The sequence below is a fragment of the Streptomyces hilarionis genome, assembly GCF_024539675.1.
Classification (GTDB): Bacteria; Actinomycetota; Actinomycetes; order Streptomycetales; family Streptomycetaceae; genus Streptomyces; species Streptomyces hilarionis.
The window spans coordinates 1-20,172 of the sequence record NZ_JAHHIT010000122.1; the positions used below are offsets into that span (position 1 = coordinate 1).

Consider the following 20,172-nt stretch of genomic DNA (forward strand, 5'->3'; position numbering starts at 1 on the left):
CCCCCTGCCCGAGCGCCCGGACCGACCTCGCCGACCCCTGCCCGCGCCCCGGGCCGCCCTCCGCCCGGGTGGCTCCCTGCCCGTGGCTCCTTGTCCGGGTGGCCTCCCCGTCAGGGGCTCCTCGTCACCAGGCGAAGGCCTCCGGGGACGGTCCCGGGCCGGGGAAGACCTCGTCCAGGCCGGCCAGGAGCTCCTCGCTCGGCTCCAGCTCGACCGCGCGCAGTGCCGAGTCGAGCTGCTCGGCGGTGCGCGGGCCGACGATGGGGCCGGTCACGCCGGGCCGGGTGAGCAGCCAGGCCAGCGCCGCCTCGCCGGGCTCGACCCCGTGCTTCTCGACGAGCTCCTCGTAGGCCTGGATCCTGGCGCGGGTGGCGGGGTCGGCGAGGGCGTCGGCGGCTCGTCCGGAAGCGCGGCGGCCGCCCTCGGCCTGCTTCTTGACGACCCCGCCCAGCAGTCCGCCGTGCAGCGGCGACCAGGGGACGACCCCGAGGCCGTACTCCTGCGCTGCCGGGATGACCTCCATCTCGGCGCGCCGCTCGGCCAGGTTGTACAGGCACTGCTCGCTGACGAGTCCGATGGAGCCGCCACCGCGGCGGGCGGCGGTCTCGTTGGCCTGGGCGATCTTGTAGCCGGGGAAGTTGGACGATCCGGCGTAGAGGATCTTGCCCTGCTGCACCAGCACGTCGACGGCCTGCCAGATCTCCTCGAAGGGAGTGGCGCGGTCGATGTGGTGGAACTGGTAGAGGTCGATGCGGTCGGTGCCGAGCCGCTTCAGGCTCGCGTCGACGGCCCGCCGGATGTTCACGGCGGAGAGCTTGTCGTGGTTGGGCCAGGCGTCGCCGTCGGCGGCCATGTTGCCGTACACCTTGGTGGCGAGGACCACCTTGTCGCGCCGCCCGCCCCCCTTGGCGAACCAGCTGCCGATGATCTCCTCGGTACGGCCCTTGTTCTCGCCCCAGCCGTACACGTTGGCGGTGTCGAAGAAATTGACGCCCGCGTCGAGGGCCGCGTCCATGATCGCGTGGCTGTCGGTCTCGTCGGTCTGCGGGCCGAAGTTCATGGTGCCGAGGACGAGGCGGCTGACCTTGAGTCCGGTACGTCCGAGCTGCGTGTACTTCATGGAGCACAAGCCAACGACCTGGAGTGCGCTCGACGCAAGGGATCCGGTCAGTCGCGGGGGAACTCGTCGGTCTTGAGCGTCAGGCCGACGACGGTGCCGGTGAGGTCGATGTCGTCCCCGAAGTCGATCTTCGTCTCGGTGACGTACTCGCCGTTCTTGGGCTGGGTGTAGACATGGCACCGGCGCTGGTAGGGATCGGCGATCAGGTAGACCGGTACCTCGGCGGTCGCGTACGCGGTCATCTTGGGGCCGTAGTCGTTGGCGGCGGTGCCCTTGGAGATCACCTCGGCGACGAACTCGACGTCCTCGTGGCTCCAGCGGCCGTCGTCCGACTTGGCGGCGCCCTCGGCCATCACCGTCACGTCGGTGGCGAAGCCGTTCAGATGCCCCGGGTAGTCGATGCGCACGTCGGACTTCACGCGCTTGCGCGGGTACTTGGTGCGCAGCTGCTCGTAAATGTCCGCGATGATCTCCCAATGGGTGTCCCGCTGCGGCGACATGTAGACGGTCCCCTCGACGATCTCGACCTTGTATCCCTCGGGGACGGGCATCGTCTCGAGCCGCTCGAACATCTCGTCGAGCGTGATCGTGTTGTCGCTCTCGGCCATCGTGATCCTGTCTTCGAGGACGGTCATCTTGGCGCTCCTCCCCGGCCGCACCCGCTCGGGTGCCGCCGCGCGGTACAACGATACGGACGGCGACGGGGACACGGGGTGCTGCGCATATGTCAGGGGCAAGCGTGGCGAACTGCCCTCAGCCGGCGTACTCGCCGCCCAGTTCCCATCCCTGGTACATCGCCTCCGCGAAGGCCGACGCCAGCTGGTGTTCGCCGTTGGCGTTGGGGTGGGTGCCGTCGTACGTGTCGGTGTCGATGTCCCAGGTCGGCGGGACCGAGGCCAGCAGGATCGGGGAGGCCGGTTCGTCCAGGTCGGCGGCGGTCTTCGCCAGAAGTTCGTTGAAGCGGGCGACCTGGGCGGCGAAGGGCGCGTCGTTCGCGGCGCGGATGTTGTGGATGACCGGCAGCCACACCATGGCGATCCGGGGGTTCGCCGCGCGGGCCTCGGCGACGAAGGCGCGGGCGTTCTCCGCCGTCTGCTCGGCGTTGGTGTAGAAGCCCAGGTCGATCAGGCCGAGGGAGACCAGCAGGACGTCCGCCCGGGACCTGCGGACCGCCTCGCCGATCAGCGGCGTCATGTGCGCCCAGCCCTCGCCCCACCCGGCCAGATGGCCGCGCGGGAAGTCGGGTTCGGCGTAGGCGTACGACGTGGGGCTGTCCGTCGCCTTGTCGTAGAGCGTCTCGCGGGGGCCTACCAGGGTGAAGGGGCCGCCGTACTCGGCGCACAGGTGCTGCCACAGGCGGTAGCGCCAGGTGTGGTCGCCCGAGCTGCCGATCGTCATCGAGTCGCCTACGGGCATGAACCTGAGCATCCGCTCATGATGAGGGATCCGGAGTCGATCACCGCGGCCGGGGGCGTGTGAGACCGGCCACGGCCCGGTGAACCGCCGGGCGGGATGGCAGGCTTGGGGCCATGCGCCGACCTTTCGCCGTCCGAGCCGGAGCCCTGGTGACCGCGGTCCTGCTGCCCGGGGCCCTCCTCTCGGGAGCCCTCGCCGTGCTCGCGGGCCCCGCCGCGTCCCCCGCGTCCGCGGCCGACGGCGACAAGGGGTTCACCATCGACGACCCCCGGATCACCGAGTCCAGCGGTCTCGCCGCCTCGCGGCAGCACCCGGGCGTCTACTGGACGCACAACGACAGCGACGACGGCCCCTACCTCTACGCCGTCGACAGCGCCACGGGGAAGACCGTCGCCCGCGTCACCCTCACCGGGATCGGCACGCCTCGTGACGTCGAGGCGATCTCCATCGGCCCGGACAACCAGATCTGGGTCGGTGACATCGGCGACAACCTCGGCGGCAGCTGGCAGTACGTGTGGGTCTACCGGCTGCCCGAGCCGAAGAAGCTCGTCGACCAGACCGTCAGGGCCACGCAGTACGTCGTGAAGTACTCCGACGGCCCCCGCGACGCCGAGTCGCTCCTGGTGCATCCCAGGACCGGGCGCGTCTACATCATCGACAAGAAGGAGGACGGCGGGCACCTCTACGAGGGGCCGGCGAAGCTCTCGGCGTCCGGGGCGAACGTCTTCCGCCCGATCGCCCCCGTCGACCTGTGGGCCACCGACGCCGCCTTCTCCCCGGACGGCTCACAGCTCGCTGTGCGCGGCTACTTCGGCGGCATCTCCTACGCCTGGAACGGCGGGAAGATCGAACGCGAGGGGCGGCTCGACGTGCCGCTGCAACGGCAGGGCGAGTCGGTCAGCTACTCCGCCGACGGCCGCAAGCTCCTGTACGGGAGCGAGGGCTCGCACAGCGCCGTGGTGGCCGAGGACGCGCCCGAGGGATCCCCGTCCGGCTCCGCGTCCGCTGCCGGGGGCGGCGGGGCCGCCGCCTCCGGCAAGGGCGGCGGGTCCTCCGCGCCGGGCGGCGCGAAGGTCGGCGCGCTCGCGCTGGTGGCGGTGTGCGCCGCCTTCTTCGGCGTCCGCCGGCTCCGGCGGCGCGGCTGATTCCCGCCGTCCGCGCGCGGCCCCCGGCGCGGGGCCGGGGCTGTCGTACTCCTTGACGTGGTGATGGTGTGTCAGTTACCTGGGGGGTGCGCGGTGAATGGGAGCGCTCCCATTCGTTCCGGGGCCGCGCCTCCCGAGAGGAAGCAGCGAGATGTTCCGCAGCTTGCGAAGAGTGCTGTGCGCTGTCGCCGCCGCGCTCCTGATACCCCTGGGCGCCGGCGCGCAGGCGGCCCGGGCGGCCGGCTCCCCTGCGGCCGGCTCCCCCGGCGCCGGCCCCGCCGCGGCCGGCGCCGGCTACTGGCACACCAGCGGCCGGCAGATCCTCGACGCCGCCGGCCAGCCGGTCCGGATCGCCGGGATCAACTGGTTCGGCTTCGAGACCGGCAACCACGTCGTGCACGGACTCTGGTCGCGCGACTACAAGAGCATGATCGACCAGATGAAGGCGCTGGGGTACAACACGCTCCGCATCCCGTACAGCGACGACGTCTTCAAGGCCGGCACCGTCCCCAACAGCATCGACTTCTCCAGCGGCAAGAACGCCGACCTCCAGGGCCTCGACTCCCTTCAGGTGCTGGACAGGCTCGTCGCCTACGCCGGTCAGGACGGCCTGAAGGTCATCCTCGACCGGCACCGCCCGGACTCCGGCGGGCAGTCGGCCCTCTGGTACACGGCCGCCGTTCCCGAGTCGACCTGGATCGCCAACCTCAAGGCGCTCGCCTCCCGTTACGCCGGACAGGACACGGTCGTCGGCATCGACCTGCACAACGAGCCGCACGACCCGGCCTGTTGGGGCTGCGGCGACCAGGCGACGGACTGGCGGCTCGCCGCGCAGCGGGCGGGCAACGCGGTCCTGTCCGTCAACCCGAGCCTGCTGATCTTCGTCGAGGGCGTGCAGACCGTCAACGGCGTCTCCGGCTGGTGGGGCGGCAACCTGATGGGCGTCGGCCAGTACCCGGTGCAGCTGAACGTCGCCAACCGGGTGGTGTACTCGGCCCACGACTACGCGACCAGCGTCGCCCAGCAGAGCTGGTTCAGCGACCCGGCGTTCCCCGCCAACATGCCGGGGATCTGGGACAAGTACTGGGGCTACATCTTCAAGCAGAACATCGCCCCGGTGTGGGTGGGCGAGTTCGGCACCACGTTGCAGTCCACGGTGGACCAGAAGTGGCTGGCGGCCCTGGTGAGCTACCTGCGGCCGACCTCGACGTACGGCGCGGACTCCTTCCACTGGACGTTCTGGTCCTGGAACCCCAACTCCGGTGACACCGGCGGGATCCTGAAGGACGACTGGCAGAGCGTCGACACCGTGAAGGACGGGTACCTGGCGAGCGTCAAGGCGCCCGGATTCCCGGGTGGCGGAGGCGGCGGCGGGGGAGGCGGCGGTGGCGGCACGGCCGCCTGCACGGCCTCCTACGCCGTCAGCAGCGACTGGGGCGGCGGCTTCAACGCGGAGGTGAAGGTGACCAACACCGGGACGACCGCGCTCGGTTCGTGGAGGGTGAGCTGGACCTGGAGCGGCTCGCAGAAGGTCACCTCCATGTGGAACGCCTCCTACACCCAGAGCGGGTCCACCGTGACCGCGGTGAACGCCGCCCACAACGGCGCGGTCCCGGCCGGCGGCTCGACGAGCTTCGGCTTCGGGGGCGCGCCCGGCGGCGGGTCGGCGCCGAGCCTGAGCTGCACGGCGGCGTGAGGGCGGGGTGCCCGGCGGACCGCTCGCCGGGCACCCGGCCGTAAGAGGCCCGTGACGCAAACGAGTTCCAAATTTTCGGGCGAACGGGTTCTTGGGGCGGTGCTTCTCCGGCAGGATCCCGCGAGGATCGCGAACCTTGCGGTCAGGCCGAATGCCCCATGATGTGAAGGAACTTCATGAGAAGAAGCACAGCCGTGCTGTGCGGCGCGACCGTCGTACTGGCCGGAACGCTCACGGCCGTCCCGGCCGAGGCCACCACGTCGAAGTCCGCGCCGGCCGTCCAGGCGTCGAAGGTCGCCTGGAAGGCGTGCGCCACGCAGGACGCCCCGACGTTGCAGTGCGCGTCCGTCGTGGTGCCGCTCGACCACGCCCGGCCCCAGGGCCGGAAGATATCCCTCGCCCTGACCCGTGTCCCGCACACCGGGCGGGCCTACCAGGGCCCGCTGCTGGTCAACCCCGGCGGCCCGGGCGGCAGCGGTCTGTCCCTCGCCCCGTTCGTCGCGTCCTCCCTGCCGAAGGCGGTCGCGGCCCAGTACGACGTCATCGGCTTCGACCCGCGGGGCGTGGGGGAGAGCAAGCCCGCCCTGGACTGCAAGCCGGGCCACTTCGACCCGGTCCGCCCGGACTCGGTGCCGCGCACCGCAGCGATCGAGAAGGCCAACCTCGCCCGCGCCAAGGCCTTCGCCAAGGCGTGCGGCCGGAAGTACGCGGACGTCCTGCCGTACATCGACACGATCAGTGCCGTGAAGGACATGGACGCGATCCGCAAGGCGCTCGGCGCCCCGAAGATCAACTACTTCGGCTACTCGTACGGCACCTACCTCGGCCAGGTGTACGCCAAGCTCTTCCCGACCCGTGTGCGCCGTCTGGTGCTGGACTCGATCGTCGACCCCGACGGGGTCTGGTACGACGCCAACATCTCGCAGGACTACGCCTTCGACGCCCGCCACAAGGCGCTGATGGCGTGGATCGCCAAGTACGACGGCACGTACAAGCTCGGCAAGGACCCGGCCAGGATCGAGGCCAAGTGGTACGCGATGCGCGCGGCGCTCGCCAAGCACCCGGCCGGCGGCAAGGTGGGCGCCTCCGAGCTGGAGGACACCTTCATCCCCGGCGGCTACTACAACGGCTACTGGCCCTCCCTCGCCGAGGCGTTCGCCGCCTACGTGAACGACAAGAACGTCACCCCGCTCGTCAAGGCGTACGAGGGCATGGCGGCCGTCGACGCCTCCGGGGACAACGGCTACAGCGTCTACACCGCGGTGCAGTGCCGTGACGTGTCCTGGCCGCGCGACTGGAACCAGTGGCGCAAGGACAACTGGGCCGTGTACAAGAAGGCCCCGCTCATGGCCTGGAACAACGCCTGGTACAACGCGCCCTGCGCGTTCTGGCCCACCAGGACGCTGAAGCCGGTGAACGTCGCCAACAGCAAGCTCCCGCCGGTGCTGCTGTTCCAGGCGACGAAGGACGCGGCCACCCCGTACCCGGGCGGCGTCGCCGTCCACCGCCTCCTCAAGAACTCCAGCCTGGTGGTCGAGAGCGGCGGCGGCAACCACGGCATCACCCTCAGCGGCAACGCCTGCCTGGACTCGTACCTGGCGAAGTACCTGAGCGACGGCACCGTGCCGCGCGGCAGCGGCGTGGCCGACGCGGTCTGCAAGAAGACCGCCGACCCGAAGCCGGCGGCCGCGGCGCCGTCGGCGCTGGCCGCCGGGCAGCCGGCCGCCACGGCCCCCGGCGACGCCCTGCACCGCCTGCTGGGCTCGCGCGGCTGACGGCGAGCGGCCGAACCGTCGGACGGCGAAGGGCGCCCGGTTGACACCGGGCGCCCTTCGTCGACCCCGCCGTCGGCGGGCCTCGTGCTGCGGGTGGCGGCTACAGGTTCTCGATCACGTAGTCGACGCACTTCGTGAGCGCCTCGACGTCCGCCGGGTCGATCGCGGGGAACATCGCGACGCGCAGCTGGTTGCGGCCGAGCTTGCGGTAGGGCTCGGTGTCCACGATGCCGTTGGCGCGCAGCACCTTGGCGACGGCGGCCGCGTCCACGTCGTCGCTGAAGTCGATCGTGCCGATGACCTGCGAGCGCTTGGCCGGGTCGGTGACGAACGGGTTGGCGTACTTGACGTCCTCGGCCCAGCCGTAGAGGTTGCGCGCGGAGGTGGCGGTGCGGCGCACCGACCAGTCCAGGCCGCCCTGGCCGTTGATCCACTCCAGCTGCTGGTTCAGCAGGAAGAGGGTGGCGAGGGCCGGGGTGTTGTACGTCTGGTTCTTGCGGGAGTTGTCGATCGCCGTCGGCAGGCTGAAGAACTCCGGCACGTGCCGGCCGGACGCGTGGATCCGCTCGGCGCGCTCGATCGCGGCCGGGGAGAACACGCCGATCCACAGGCCGCCGTCGGAGGCGAAGGACTTCTGCGGGGCGAAGTAGTAGACGTCCGTCTCGGCGATGTCGACCGGGAGGCCGCCGGCGCCGGAGGTCGCGTCGACCAGGACCAGCGCGCCCTCGTCGGCGCCCTGGACCCGCCTGAGCGGGGCGGCGACGCCGGTGGAGGTCTCGTTGTGGGTGAACGCGTAGACGTCGACGCCCGCCTCGGCCGCCGGCTCGGGGTGCGTGCCGGGGTCGGAGGAGATCACGGTGGGCTCGGCCAGCCAGGGGGCGAGCTTGGCCGCCTTGGCGAACTTGGAGCTGAACTCGCCGAACGTGAGGTGCTGCGACCTGTTCTCGATGAGGCCGTGCGTCGCCACGTCCCAGAACGCGGTGGAGCCGCCGTTGCCGAGGACGACCTCGTACCCCTCGGGGAGGGAGAACAGCTCGGAGACGCCCTCGCGCACCTTGCCGACCAGGTTCTTGACCGGGGCCTGGCGGTGGGAGGTGCCGAGCAGGGAGGTGCCGGTGGCGGCCAGGGCGTCCAGCGCCTCCACCCGCACCTTGGAGGGGCCCGCGCCGAATCGACCGTCGGCGGGCTTGATGTCAGAAGGAATCCGGATCTCAGCCACGGAGCGAGGTTAGCCGGTGGGGGAAACCCGGGCGCAACCTCGTCCGTCGGGTGAGACGGGTTCGTGTCGTCGTCCGGGGCCGGGTCCCGACGGGCTGTGGGCGCGCGCGCATGCTGGTTTGCTGAAGCCATGACGGATCTCGAGGCCGCTCTGCGCAAGGTCGTCCGGGGGGAGGTCGCGTGCGACGCGGCCTCCCGCGCGCTCGTCACCATGGACGCGTCCAACTACCGCCGCGTCCCGCTCGCGGTGGTCGCCCCCCGGGACGCGGACGACGTGGCGGCCGTGCTGGAGGTGTGCCGGGAGCACGGGACGCCGGTCGTCGCGCGGGGCGGCGGGACGTCGATCGCGGGACAGGCCACGGGGACCGGCGTGGTGCTGGACTTCACCCGGCACATGAACCGGCTGGTCTCGCTCGACCCCGGGGCGCGGACCGCCGTCGTGCAGCCGGGGCTGGTGCTCGACCGGCTCCAGGAGGCGGCCGCGCCGCACGGGCTGCGCTTCGGGCCCGACCCGTCCACCCACAGCCGGTGCACGCTCGGCGGGATGATCGGCAACAACTCGTGCGGCTCCCACTCGGTGGCCTGGGGCACGACCGCGGACAGCGTGCGCGAGCTGCGGGTCGTCACCGCGCGCGGGCGGCCGCTGCGGGCCGGGCGGGGCTGGGCGGGCGCGCCGGACGGGCTGCGCGCCCTGGTGGAGGGAGAGCTCGCCCTGCTGCGGACCGGCTACCCCGAGCTGCCCCGCCGCATCTCGGGGTACGCGCTGGACGCGCTGCTGCCGGAGAACGGCGTGGACGTCGCCCGCTCCCTGTGCGGCAGCGAAGGCACCCTGGGCGTGCTGACGGAGGCTGTCGTACGGCTCGTCGAGGCGCCCCCCGCGCGCGGGCTCGCGGTGCTCGGCTACCCGGACGAGAGCGCGGCCGCCGACGCGGCGGCCGTGCTGCTGCCGTTCGGGCCGCTCACCGTGGAGGGGATGGCCGCCGACCTGGTGCCGTCGGGGACGGGCGGGCTGCCGCGCGGCGGGGCCTGGCTGTTCGTGGAGACGGGCGGGGGGACGCCGGACGAGGCACGCGCGCGGGCGAGGGCGATCGTGCGCGCGGCGGACGCCGTCGACGCCCGGGTGGTGACGGAACCGGCGCGGCAGCGGGAGCTGTGGCGGATCCGGGAGGACGCGAGCGGCACGGCGACCCGGATCCCCGGCGACCCCTCCCTGCCGCCGGGCGCCGGAGGTCCCGCGGAGGCCTGGCCCGGCTGGGAGGACTGCGCGGTGCCGCCGGCCCGGCTGGGCGCGTATCTGCGCGACTTCCGGGCGCTGCTGGCGGAGCACGGGCTGCGCGGCGCCCCCTACGGGCACTTCGGGGAGGGCTGCGTCCACGTCCGCATCGACTTCGACCTGCTGACGCCGGACGGCGTCGGCCGCTTCCGCCGCTTCTCGCGGGAGGTGGCCGAGCTGGTCGTGGCGCACGGCGGTTCGCTCTCCGGCGAGCACGGCGACGGCCGGGCCAGGGCCGAGCTGCTGCCCCTGATGTACGGGCCGGACCTGGTCGCGCTGTTCGCCCGCGCCAAGGACGTGTGGGACCCGGACGGCCTGCTCAACCCGGGGATGCTGGTGCGGCCCGAGCCGCTCGACTCGGGCCTGCGTTTCTCGGTCCTGCCGCGCGAGCCGGTGGACGTGGTCTTCGGGTACCCGTCGGACGGCGGCGACTTCTCGGCGGCCGTGCGCCGGTGCGTGGGAGTCGCCAAGTGCCGTGCGGCGGCGCCGGCGCCCGGGGCGGGGGTGATGTGCCCGTCGTTCCGCGTCACGGGCCGGGAGGAGCACTCCACGCGCGGGCGGGCCCGGCTGCTGCACGAGATGCTGGCCGGGGAGCTGGTGACCGACGGCTGGCGTTCCACGGAGGTCCGTGACGCGCTGGACCTGTGCCTGTCCTGCAAGGGCTGCCGCTCCGACTGCCCGGTGGAGGTCGACATGGCCACCTACAAGGCGGAGTTCCTGCACCACCACTACCGGGGACGCCGTCGTCCCGCCGCGCACTACAGCATGGGCCGGCTGCCGGTGTGGCTGCGCTGGGCGAGCCGGTTGCGGGCGGCGGCCCTGATCAACGCGCTCGCCTCGTTCGGCCCGTCGGCGCGTGTGGCCAAGCGGCTGGGCGGCGTCGCGAAGGAGCGGGACGTCCCCCGGCTGGCCCGCCGGACGTTCACCGGCTGGTGGCGCGCCCGGCCGCCCGTGGCGTCGCGGGGGGCCGGGGAGCTGGTGGTGCTGTGGCCCGACACCTTCACCGAGCACTTCTCGCCGTCCGTGGGCCGGGCGGCGGTGCGGGTGCTGGAGGCCGCGGGACTGCGGGTGGCGCTGCCGCCGACCCTGCGGATGCGGGGCAGGCCGGTGGGCGACGGCCGGTCGCGCGGTGCGGCGGCGCTGCTCGGCGCGCGCCGGGCCCGGGTCTGCTGCGGGCTGACGTATGTCTCGACCGGTCAGCTCGACCACGCGCGCGGGGTGCTGCGCCGCACGCTCGACCTGATGGAGCCGGTGCTGGAGACGGCCGCCCCGGTGGTCGTCCTGGAGCCGAGCTGTGCCGCGGCCCTGCGCACCGACCTGCCGGAGCTGCTGCACGACGACCCGCGCGCGGCCCGGCTCGCCGCCCGTGTCGTCACCTTCGCCGAGGTCCTGGAGCGGCACGCCCCCGGTTGGGTTCCGCCCCGGCTGGACCGTCCCGTCGTCGGTCAGACGCACTGCCATCAGCACGCGGTCCTGGGTGACGGGGCCGAGCGGCGGCTGCGTGAGGCCGCGGGGCTCACCGGGGACCTGAGCGGCGGGTGCTGCGGTCTGGCCGGTGACTTCGGCTTCGGCAGGGGCCGCTACGAGGTGTCGGCGGCGTGCGCGGAGGAGCAGCTGCTGCCGGCCGTGCGGGACGCGCCGGAGGGGGCGGTGGTCCTGGCGGACGGGTTCTCCTGCCGGACCCAGCTGGAACAGCTGGCCGGGGTGCGGGGGAGCCATCTCGCGCAGGTGCTGGCGGCGGCGCTGGAGGACGCGGGCGGCTCCCCGCGCACGTAGCCGCCCGGAGCGCGAGCCTCCGCGTCGACGCCCGGACCGGGCATGCGGACCCCGGACCGGGCCTGCGGACCGGCCTTCGGCGGGGACTTCCCGCAGGCGCGGTACGTCTCGCAGCCTGAGACAGCGGCAAAAGAGGTGCACACACCTGACGGAGTCCATTACCGTGGACTCGGCAGTACATCGTGCTGAACGAACCGCGTCGAACACCTGGACCGCCCGTGACCACCCCCGACACAGCAGCAGCCGCTTCCGTCGTCTCCTCGCCGCCCCGGCCCGACACGGGAGCGGACGGCCCGGGTCGCGGCGGCCGGTTCGGTTCTCTCGGTCCGGTCGGGCTGGTGCTCGCCGGAGGGGTCTCGGTGCAGTTCGGCGGCGCCCTCGCGGTGACGCTGATGCCACGGGCGGGCGCCCTGGGCGTCGTGGCGCTGCGGCTGCTCGTCGCCGCGATCGTGCTCCTGGTCGTCTGCCGGCCCCGCCTGCGCGGCCACTCGCGCGCCGACTGGGGCACGGTCGTGGCCTTCGGCGTCGCCATGTCCGCGATGAACGGCCTGTTCTACCAGGCGCTCGACCGCATCCCGCTGGGCGTGGCGGTCACGCTGGAGGTGCTCGGCCCGCTCACCCTGTCGGTCGTCGCCTCGCGCCGGGCGCTGAACCTGGTCTGGGCCGCGCTGGCGCTGGCGGGCGTCTGCCTCCTCAGCGGCGCCGGCGGCGACGGCGGCCTCGGCGCGCTGGACCCGGTGGGCGTCGCGTTCGCGCTGGGTGCCGGCGTGATGTGGGCCGCGTACATCGTGTTCAGCGCCCGCACGGGCCGCCGCTTCCCGCAGGCGGACGGGCTGGCCCTGGCGATGGCGGTCGGCGCGCTGCTCTTCCTGCCCCTGGGGCTCGCGGAGTCGGGCGCGAAGCTCGCCGACCCCGTGACGCTCGGCCTGGGGGCGGGCGTCGCCGTGCTCTCCTCGGTCCTGCCCTACACCCTGGAACTCCTCGCGCTGCGCCGCCTGCCCGCCTCCACCTTCGCGGTCATGATGAGCCTGGAACCGGCCCTCGCCGCCACGGCGGGCTTCCTGGTCCTCGACCAGGCCCTGAGCGCCGTCCAGGCCGCCGCCATCGCCCTCGTCGTCGCGGCGAGCATGGGCGCCGTCCGCACCCAGACCGGCCGCCCGAAAACGGCGACACCGGAAGCCTGAGGCGCCGGCCCGGCGGCCGGGGGCGGTACCCGGAGGCCGGAGGCGGTGGCCCGGAGGCCTGACAGCGCGGGTCCGCAGGCCGGAGGTCGCGGGCGGTGGCCCGGAGGCCGCAGGCGCCGGTCCGGAGGTCTGGAACGCCGGTCCGGAGGCCTGAGCGCCGGTCCGGAGGCCGGGGGCGGGCCGGGAGCCCCCGGCCGTCGCCCGTGGGACCCCCGGCACCCGCTCACGTTCTCTGTCCCCGCCGTCCCCGCTCGCCCAGAAATGCATGCAAGCATGCTTGATTGTTTCTCGGGGCGCTGCCATGCTCCACCCCATGGCCGACCCGACCCCCGTGCTCGACGACCTCCGTGCCGAAAGCGACGAACTCGACCGGCTGGTGGCCGGGTTGGGGGAGGAGCAGTGGAGACTTCCCACGCCCGCCCCCGGCTGGACCGTCGCCCACCAGATCGCGCATCTCGCCTGGACGGACCACTCCTCCGTGCTCGCCGTGACCGACCAGGACGCCTTCGCCCGTGAGGTCGAGAAGGCGCTGAGCGCGCCCGGGGACTTCGTCGACAACGGCGCCGAGGAGGGTGCGACGAAGCCGCCCGCGCACCTGCTCGCCGACTGGCGGGCCGGACGCCGGGCGCTGGACGCGGCGCTGCGGGCGGCCCCCGCCGGCGCGCGGTTCCCCTGGTACGGCCCGCCCATGGCCGCCGCCTCGATGGCCACCGCCCGGCTCATGGAGACCTGGGCGCACGGTCGGGACGTGGCCGACGCGCTGGGCACGGCCCTCCCGCCCACCGACCGGCTCCGGCACATCGTCCGCCTCGGCGTGCGCACCCGCGACTTCGCCTTCGGCGTGCACGGCCTGCCCACGCCCTTCGAGGAGTTCCGCGTCGAACTGCGCGCCCCCTCGGGCGAGTCGTGGACCTACGGTCCCGAGGACGCCACGGACCGCGTGACCGGCCCCGCCCTCGACTTCTGCCTGCTGGTCACCCAGCGCGCCCACCGCGCCGACCTGGCCCTGCGCGCCGAGGGCCCCGACGCCGACCGCTGGCTGGACGTCGCCCAGGCCTTCGCCGGCCCGCCCGGCGGCGGCCGCCCGCCGAAGGGACCGAGGGGGGCGGGGGCGTGAGCGTGCTGCGCGTCGGCAACGCCTCCGGCTTCTACGGCGACCGCTTCGACGCCCTGCGCGAGATGCTCACCGGCGGCGAACTCGACGTCCTCACCGGCGACTACCTCGCCGAGCTGACGATGCTCATCCTCGGGCGCGACCGGATGAAGGACCCGGCCGCCGGATACGCCCGCACGTTCCTGCGGCAGCTGGAGGAGTCCCTCGGCCTCGCCCACGAGCGGGGCGTGCGGATCGTCACCAACGCGGGCGGGCTCAACCCCGCCGGACTCGCCGACGCGGTACGGCAGTTGGCGCAGCGGCTCGGCATCCCCGTGCGCGTCGCGCACGTCGAGGGCGACGACCTGGGCTCCCGGTACCCCGACAGCCTCACCGCCCACGCCTACCTCGGCGGCTTCGGCATCGCCGCGTGCCTGCGCGAGGGCGCGGACGTCGTCGTCGCCGGACGGGTCACCGACGCGGCCCTCGTGACCGGTCCCGCCGTCGCCCGCTTCGGCTGGGGGGCGACGCAGTACGACCGGCTCGCGGGCGCGGTCGTCGCCGGTCACGTCCTGGAGTGCGGGACGCAGGCCACCGGCGGCAACTACGCGTTCTTCGCCGAGGGCGGGGCCCGGCGCGAGGGCGGCCACGGGGGCGGCCGCGACCTGCGGCGGCCGGGCTTCCCGCTCGCCGAGATCCACGAGGACGGCAGCTGCGTCATCACCAAGCACCCCGGCACGGGCGGCTTCGTGGACGTCGGCACGGTGACCGCTCAGCTCCTGTACGAGACGGGCGGCGCCCGGTACGCCGGGCCCGACGTCACCGCCCGGCTGGACACCGTGCGCCTCACGCAGGACGGCCCCGACCGGGTGCGGATCGACGGCGTGCGCGGCGAGGCCCCGCCCCCGACCCTCAAGGTCGGCCGCACCCGCCTGGGCGGCTTCCGCAACGAGGTCGTCTTCGTGCTCACCGGGCTCGACATCGAGGCCAAGGCGGCCCTCGTGCAGGAACAGATGGCGGACGCGTTCGAGAAGTCCCGCCCTGCCGAGGTCCGTTGGGAGCTGGTGCGGACCGACCGGCCGGACGCCGACACCGAGGAGACGGCCGGCGCGCTGCTGCGGCTCGTCGTCCGCGACCCGGAACAGGAGCGTGTGGGGCGTGCGTTGAGCGGGGCGGCGATCGAACTGGCCCTCGCCAGCTATCCCGGCTTCCATGTGCTCGCCCCGCCCGGGAAGGGGTCCCCGTACGGGGTGTTCGAGGCCGCGTACGTGCCGCAGGAGGACGTCGAGCACGTCGCCGTCCTCGACGACGGCCGCCGCGTCCCGGTCCCGCCCCCGCCGGCCGCCGCCGCGCGCGTCGTGGAACAGGCGACGCAGGCGGACCTGCCCGAGCCGCTGCCGCCGGGCCCCGTGCGGCGCGCGCCCCTCGGGCTGGTCGCCGGCGCCCGCAGCGGCGACAAGGGCCCGGACGCCAACGTCGGGGTGTGGGTCCGCACCGACGAGGCCTGGCGCTGGCTGGCCCACGAGCTGACGGCCGAACGATTCCGCGAACTCGTGCCCGAGAGCCGGAACCTGACCGTCACCCGTCACCCCCTGCCCCGCCTGCGCGCCCTGAACTTCGTCGTCGAGGGGATCCTCGGCGCGGGCGTGGCCTCGCAGCACCGCTTCGACCCGCAGGCCAAGGCGCTCGGCGAGTGGCTGCGCTCCCGCTGCCTGGACATCCCGGAGGCTCTGCTTTGACGGTCATCACGTCCGCCCTGGACATCCACGGCCCCGACTACCGCGCCCACCGAGAGGCCATGCTCGCCAAGCTGGCCGGTCTCGACGCCGAGCACGCGAAGGCGCTGGCGGGGGGCGGGGAGAAGTACGTGGCCCGGCACCGCGCCCGCGGCAAGCTCCTCGCCAGGGAGCGCATCGAGCTGCTCCTCGACCCGGACACCCCGTTCCTGGAGCTGTCGCCGCTGGCCGCCTGGGGCAGCGACTACACGGTCGGCGCGTCCCTCGTCACCGGCATCGGCGTCGTCGAGGGCGTCGAGTGCCTGATCACCGCCAACGACCCGACCGTGCGGGGCGGCGCCAGCAACCCCTGGTCCTTGAAGAAGGCCCTGCGGGCCGACGACATCGCGCTCGCCAACCGGCTGCCCTGCATCAGCCTGGTGGAGTCCGGTGGGGCCGACCTGCCCTCGCAGAAGGAGATCTTCATCCCCGGCGGGGCCGTCTTCCGCGACCTGACCCGGCTCTCCGCCGCCGGCATCCCGACCGTCGCCGTCGTCTTCGGCAACTCCACCGCGGGCGGCGCCTACGTCCCCGGCATGTCCGACCACGTGATCATGGTCAAGGAGCGGGCGAAGGTGTTCCTCGGCGGGCCGCCGCTGGTGAAGATGGCCACCGGCGAGGAGAGCGACGACGAGTCGCTGGGCGGCGCGGAGATGCACGCGCGCGTGTCGGGTCTCGCCGACCACTTCGCCGTCGACGAGCACGACGCGCTGCGGCAGGCGCGGCGCGTGGTGGCCCGCCTCAACCACCGCAAGGCGTACCCGCGACCGGCCCCGGCCGTCCCTCCGAAGTACGACGAGGAGGAGCTCCTGGGCATCGTCCCCGCCGACCTGCGCACGCCGTTCGACCCGCGCGAGGTGATCGCCCGGCTCGTCGACGCCTCCGACTTCGACGAGTTCAAGCCCCTGTACGGGACGAGCCTGGTCACCGGCTGGGCCGCCCTGCACGGCTATCCCGTCGGGATCCTGGCCAACGCCCAGGGCGTGCTGTTCAGTCAGGAGTCGCAGAAGGCCGCCCAGTTCATCCAGCTCGCCAACCAGCGCGACATCCCGCTGCTCTTCCTGCACAACACCACCGGCTACATGGTCGGCAGGGAGTACGAACAGGGCGGCATCATCAAGCACGGCGCGATGATGATCAACGCCGTCTCCAACTCCAGGGTCCCGCACCTGTCCGTGCTCATGGGCGCGTCCTACGGCGCCGGCCACTACGGCATGTGCGGGCGCGCCTACGACCCCCGGTTCCTGTTCGCCTGGCCGAGCGCCAAGTCGGCCGTGATGGGCCCGCAGCAGCTCGCCGGGGTCCTGTCGATCGTCGCCCGCCAGTCGGCGACCGCGAAGGGCCGCCCCTACGACGAGGACGCCGACGCCGCCCTGCGCGCCATGGTGGAGCAGCAGATCGAGTCCGAGTCGCTGCCGATGTTCCTCTCGGGCCGGCTCTACGACGACGGCGTCATCGACCCCCGCGACACCCGCACCGTGCTCGGCCTGTGCCTCTCGGCCGTCCACACAGCTCCGTACGAGGGCGCCCGCGGCGGCTTCGGCGTCTTCCGGATGTGAGGCTCATGATTACTTCCGTTCTGGTGGCCAACCGCGGCGAGATCGCCTGCCGGGTCTTCCGGACCTGCCGCGAGGCGGGCATCCGCACCGTCGCCGTCCACTCCGACGCCGACGCCGGCGCCCTCCACACGCGGGTGGCCGACACGGCCGTGCGGCTGCCCGGCGCCACGCCCGCCGACACCTATCTGCGCGCCGACCTCGTGGTGAAGGCCGCCGTCGCGGCGGGCGCGGACGCCGTGCACCCCGGCTACGGCTTCCTCTCCGAGAACGCCGGCTTCGCGCGGGCCGTCCTGGACGCGGGCCTGGTCTGGATCGGGCCGCCCCCCGAGGCGATCGAGGCCATGGCCTCCAAGACCCGCGCCAAGCGGCTCATGGGCCTCGCCCCGCTGTCCCCGGACGAGGTGACCGAGGCCGCTCTGCCGGTGCTGGTGAAGGCGGCCGCGGGCGGCGGAGGGCGCGGGATGCGCGTCGTGCGCCGGCTGGAGGAGCTGACGGCGGCGCTGGAGGGCGCCCGCGCCGAGGCCGCGAGCGCCTTCGGCGACGGCGAGGTGTTCGTCGAGCCCTACGTCGAGAACGGCCGCCACGTCGAGGTGCAGATCCTCGCCGACACGCACGGCACGGTCTGGGCGCTGGGCACCCGGGACTGCTCGTTGCAGCGACGCCACCAGAAGGTCGTCGAGGAGGCGCCCGCGCCCGGACTGCCCGACGACGTCGCGGAGCGGCTGCGCACGCTGGCCGTGCGCGCCGCGCGCGCCGTGGACTACGTGGGCGCGGGCACCGTCGAGTTCCTCGTCGCCGACGGCCGCGCGCACTTCCTGGAGATGAACACCCGCCTCCAGGTCGAACACCCCGTCACCGAGGCGGTCTTCGGTCTCGACCTGGTGGCCGAGCAGCTCCGGATCGCCGAGGGCGCGGCCCTGCCCGCCGAGCCGCCGCCCGCGCGCGGGCACGCGATCGAGGCCCGCCTCTACGCCGAGGACCCGGCGGCCGACTGGACCCCGCAGACCGGCGTCCTGCACCGCCTGGCCGTCCCCGACGGCGTCCGCCTGGACACCGGCTACGCCGACGGCGACGAGATCGGCGTCCACTACGACCCCATGCTCGCCAAGGTCGTCGCCCACGCCCCCACGCGCGCGGAGGCGATCCGCCGGCTGGCCGGCGCGCTGGAACGGGCGGCGGTGCACGGTCCGGTCACCAACCGCGACCTGCTCGTCCGCTCCCTGCGCCACGAGGAGTTCGCCTCGGCGCGCATGGACACCGGCTTCTACGGCCGTCACCTCGCCGCGCTGACCGAGCCGGCGCCCGACCCGTACGCCCCCCTCGCGGCGGCCCTGGCCGAGGCGGCGGGCGCCGCCGCGCGCCGGGGCGTCGGCGGCTGGCGCAACCTGCCGTCCCAGCCGCAGACGAAGCGGTACGCGGTCGCGGGGGAGGAGCGGGAGGTCTGCTACCGCCACACCCGCGCGGGCCTCACCGCCGAGGGCGTCCAGGTGGTGTCGGCCGACTCCGCCGCGGTCGTCCTGGAGATCGACGGCGTGCGGCGCCGCTTCGAGGTCGCCCGCTACGGCGACCGCGTCCACGTGAACGGGGACGCCCTGACCGCTCTGCCGCGCTTCGCCGACCCGCAGGCCCAGCACGCGCCGGGCTCCCTGCTGGCCCCGATGCCGGGCACGGTCGTCAAGCTCGCGGACGGTCTCGTCACCGGATCGGGGGTGCGCGCCGGTGAACCGCTCCTGTGGCTCGAAGCGATGAAGATGCAACACGTCATCGCGGCCCCGGCGCAGGGCACCGTGACGGCGTTGCACGTGACGCAAGGGCAGCAGGTGGAGGTCGGCACGCTCCTGGCCGTGGTGGAGAGCGGCTGACGAGCACAGCGGGACCGTACGACGCGCGGCCGGGCCGCGTGAGCGCGACCGGGCACGACCAGTCAGGACCAGCCATGACGAGCCGGCAGACGAAGGAGCCACCGTGACCAGCCTCATCGAGTCCGACGAGCACAAGGCACTGCGAGCGGCGGTGTCGGCCTTCGCGGGGAGCCGCGCCCACGACGGCGACCACCGCGCCCTGTGGCAGGAGGCCGCCAAGCTCGGCTACATCGGCGTCAACCTTCCGGAGGCGTACGGCGGCGGGGGCGGCGGCATCGCCGAACTCTCGCTGATCCTCGAGGAGCTCGGCGCCGCCGGGAACCCGCTCCTGATGATGATCGTCTCCCCGGCGATCTGCGGCACGGTCATCGCCCGCTTCGGCACGGAGGCGCAGAAGCGGGAGTGGCTGCCCGCGATGGCCGACGGCAGCCGTCTCATGGCGTTCGGCATCACCGAGCCCGACGCCGGCAGCAACAGCCACCGCATCACCACCACCGCCCGCCGGGACGGCGCGAGCGGCGACTGGCTGCTGAACGGCCGCAAGGTCTTCGTCTCCGGCGTCGACATCGCCGACGCCACCCTGATCGTCGGCCGCACGGAGGACGCCCGCACGGGCCGTCTCAAGCCCTGCCTGTTCATCGTCCCGCGTGACGCCCCGGGCTTCACCCGCCGCGCGATCGACATGGAACTCGACAGCGTGGAGAAGCAGTTCGAGCTGGCCCTGGACGACGTCCGGCTCCCCGCCGACGCGCTCGTGGGCGAGGGGGAGGGAGAGGACGCGGGCCTGCTCCAGCTCTTCGCCGGCCTCAACCCCGAGCGCGTCATGACGGCCGCCTTCGCGATCGGCATGGGCCGTCACGCCCTCGCGCGAGCCGTCGCGTACGCGCGGGAACGCACCGTGTGGAACGCCCCGATCGGCGCCCACCAGGCGATCGCCCACCCCCTCGCGCAGGCCCACATCGAGCTCGAACTGGCCCGGCTGATGATGCAGAAGGCGGCCCACCTCTACGACGCGGGCGACGACGTGGGCGCGGGCGAGGCCGCCAACATGGCCAAGTACGCGGCCGGCGAGGCCTGCGTGAGGGCGGTCGACCAGGCCGTGCACACCCTCGGCGGCAACGGCCTCACCCGCGAGTTCGGGCTCGCCCGGCTGGTCACGGCCTCCCGCGTGGCTCGCATCGCCCCGGTGAGCCGGGAGATGATCCTCAACTACGTCTCCCACCAGACCCTGGGCCTGCCCAAGTCGTACTAGGCCGCACACCGCCGTGCCAGGAGGAACC

The 20,172-nt window shown here is 73.6% G+C and carries 14 protein-coding genes; 10 read left to right on the forward strand and 4 right to left on the reverse strand.

The features are described from left to right. Positions 1 to 124 precede the first annotated feature (124 nt). The 3 genes from KMS84_RS27100 to KMS84_RS27110 all read right to left on the reverse strand — a co-directional run bounded on the left by KMS84_RS27100 (position 125) and on the right by KMS84_RS27110 (position 2,548). Positions 125 to 1,120, reverse strand: coding sequence for an aldo/keto reductase (locus tag KMS84_RS27100; RefSeq protein ID WP_256919073.1), 996 nt, complete (start codon positions 1,118 to 1,120; stop codon positions 125 to 127). A 47-nt stretch (positions 1,121 to 1,167) separates the two neighbouring features. Then, positions 1,168 to 1,755 (reverse strand): Uma2 family endonuclease, encoded by a 588-nt coding sequence (locus KMS84_RS27105; protein ID WP_256919074.1) that lies wholly within the window; start codon positions 1,753 to 1,755, stop codon positions 1,168 to 1,170. 118 nt (positions 1,756 to 1,873) lie between these two features. Beyond that, positions 1,874 to 2,548: an SGNH/GDSL hydrolase family protein gene (locus KMS84_RS27110; RefSeq protein ID WP_256919075.1), complete on the reverse strand. Its 675-nt coding sequence runs from the start codon at positions 2,546 to 2,548 to the stop codon at positions 1,874 to 1,876. A 101-nt stretch (positions 2,549 to 2,649) separates the two neighbouring features. Between KMS84_RS27110 and KMS84_RS27115 the strand changes: the two genes are divergently transcribed. From KMS84_RS27115 to KMS84_RS27125, 3 genes are all read left to right on the forward strand, one after another. Then, entirely contained in the window at positions 2,650 to 3,681 is a 1,032-nt protein-coding gene (locus KMS84_RS27115) for a TolB-like translocation protein (RefSeq protein WP_256919076.1), read from the forward strand. Between the two features lie 151 nt (positions 3,682 to 3,832). After that, complete coding sequence (locus tag KMS84_RS27120; RefSeq protein WP_256919077.1) at positions 3,833 to 5,377, forward strand: cellulase family glycosylhydrolase; 1,545 nt, start codon at positions 3,833 to 3,835, stop codon at positions 5,375 to 5,377. Positions 5,378 to 5,553: 176 nt separating this feature from the next. Then, complete coding sequence (locus KMS84_RS27125) at positions 5,554 to 7,152, forward strand: alpha/beta hydrolase (RefSeq protein WP_256919078.1); 1,599 nt, start codon at positions 5,554 to 5,556, stop codon at positions 7,150 to 7,152. Between the two features lie 100 nt (positions 7,153 to 7,252). Here the strand turns inward: KMS84_RS27125 and serC are convergent, their stop codons facing one another. Beyond that, the gene (gene serC, locus KMS84_RS27130) at positions 7,253 to 8,371 is read right to left on the reverse strand and encodes a phosphoserine transaminase (protein ID WP_256919079.1); all 1,119 of its coding nucleotides are present in this window, start codon (positions 8,369 to 8,371) and stop codon (positions 7,253 to 7,255) included. 129 nt (positions 8,372 to 8,500) lie between these two features. Here serC and KMS84_RS27135 point away from each other — a divergent pair, with 129 nt between their 5' ends. The 7 genes from KMS84_RS27135 (at position 8,501) to KMS84_RS27165 (ending at position 20,144) form a co-directional block, all read left to right on the forward strand. Beyond that, positions 8,501 to 11,419: an FAD-binding and (Fe-S)-binding domain-containing protein gene (locus KMS84_RS27135; protein WP_256919080.1), complete on the forward strand. Its 2,919-nt coding sequence runs from the start codon at positions 8,501 to 8,503 to the stop codon at positions 11,417 to 11,419. 218 nt (positions 11,420 to 11,637) lie between these two features. Next, on the forward strand, positions 11,638 to 12,603 hold the full coding sequence (locus KMS84_RS27140; protein ID WP_256919081.1) for an EamA family transporter: 966 nt from the start codon (positions 11,638 to 11,640) through the stop codon (positions 12,601 to 12,603). Between the two features lie 313 nt (positions 12,604 to 12,916). Further along, complete coding sequence (locus tag KMS84_RS27145) at positions 12,917 to 13,720, forward strand: TIGR03084 family metal-binding protein (RefSeq protein ID WP_256919082.1); 804 nt, start codon at positions 12,917 to 12,919, stop codon at positions 13,718 to 13,720. After that, positions 13,717 to 15,435 (forward strand): acyclic terpene utilization AtuA family protein, encoded by a 1,719-nt coding sequence (locus KMS84_RS27150; protein ID WP_256919083.1) that lies wholly within the window; start codon positions 13,717 to 13,719, stop codon positions 15,433 to 15,435. The genes KMS84_RS27145 and KMS84_RS27150 overlap by 4 nt, the downstream gene beginning before the upstream one ends. After that, positions 15,432 to 17,030 carry an acyl-CoA carboxylase subunit beta gene (locus tag KMS84_RS27155; RefSeq protein WP_256919084.1) on the forward strand — a complete coding sequence of 533 codons (1,599 nt, stop codon included), beginning with the start codon at positions 15,432 to 15,434 and terminating at the stop codon, positions 17,028 to 17,030. The genes KMS84_RS27150 and KMS84_RS27155 overlap by 4 nt, the downstream gene beginning before the upstream one ends. Before the next feature lie 5 nt (positions 17,031 to 17,035). After that, positions 17,036 to 18,892: an acetyl/propionyl/methylcrotonyl-CoA carboxylase subunit alpha gene (locus tag KMS84_RS27160; RefSeq protein ID WP_256919085.1), complete on the forward strand. Its 1,857-nt coding sequence runs from the start codon at positions 17,036 to 17,038 to the stop codon at positions 18,890 to 18,892. Between the two features lie 103 nt (positions 18,893 to 18,995). Then, on the forward strand, positions 18,996 to 20,144 hold the full coding sequence (locus tag KMS84_RS27165; protein ID WP_256919086.1) for an acyl-CoA dehydrogenase family protein: 1,149 nt from the start codon (positions 18,996 to 18,998) through the stop codon (positions 20,142 to 20,144). Positions 20,145 to 20,172 lie beyond the last annotated feature (28 nt).

Bases quoted from the DNA above. Each gene is read 5' to 3' on its own strand.
- KMS84_RS27100 (WP_256919073.1), bottom strand. From the start codon at position 1,120: ATGAAGTACACGCAGCTCGGACGTACCGGACTCAAGGTCAGCCGCCTC.
- KMS84_RS27105 (WP_256919074.1), bottom strand. From the start codon at position 1,755: ATGACCGTCCTCGAAGACAGGATCACGATGGCCGAGAGCGACAACACG.
- KMS84_RS27110 (WP_256919075.1), bottom strand. From the start codon at position 2,548: ATGCTCAGGTTCATGCCCGTAGGCGACTCGATGACGATCGGCAGCTCG.
- KMS84_RS27115 (WP_256919076.1), top strand. From the start codon at position 2,650: ATGCGCCGACCTTTCGCCGTCCGAGCCGGAGCCCTGGTGACCGCGGTC.
- KMS84_RS27120 (WP_256919077.1), top strand. From the start codon at position 3,833: ATGTTCCGCAGCTTGCGAAGAGTGCTGTGCGCTGTCGCCGCCGCGCTC.
- KMS84_RS27125 (WP_256919078.1), top strand. From the start codon at position 5,554: ATGAGAAGAAGCACAGCCGTGCTGTGCGGCGCGACCGTCGTACTGGCC.
- KMS84_RS27135 (WP_256919080.1), top strand. From the start codon at position 8,501: ATGACGGATCTCGAGGCCGCTCTGCGCAAGGTCGTCCGGGGGGAGGTC.
- KMS84_RS27145 (WP_256919082.1), top strand. From the start codon at position 12,917: ATGGCCGACCCGACCCCCGTGCTCGACGACCTCCGTGCCGAAAGCGAC.
- KMS84_RS27160 (WP_256919085.1), top strand. From the start codon at position 17,036: ATGATTACTTCCGTTCTGGTGGCCAACCGCGGCGAGATCGCCTGCCGG.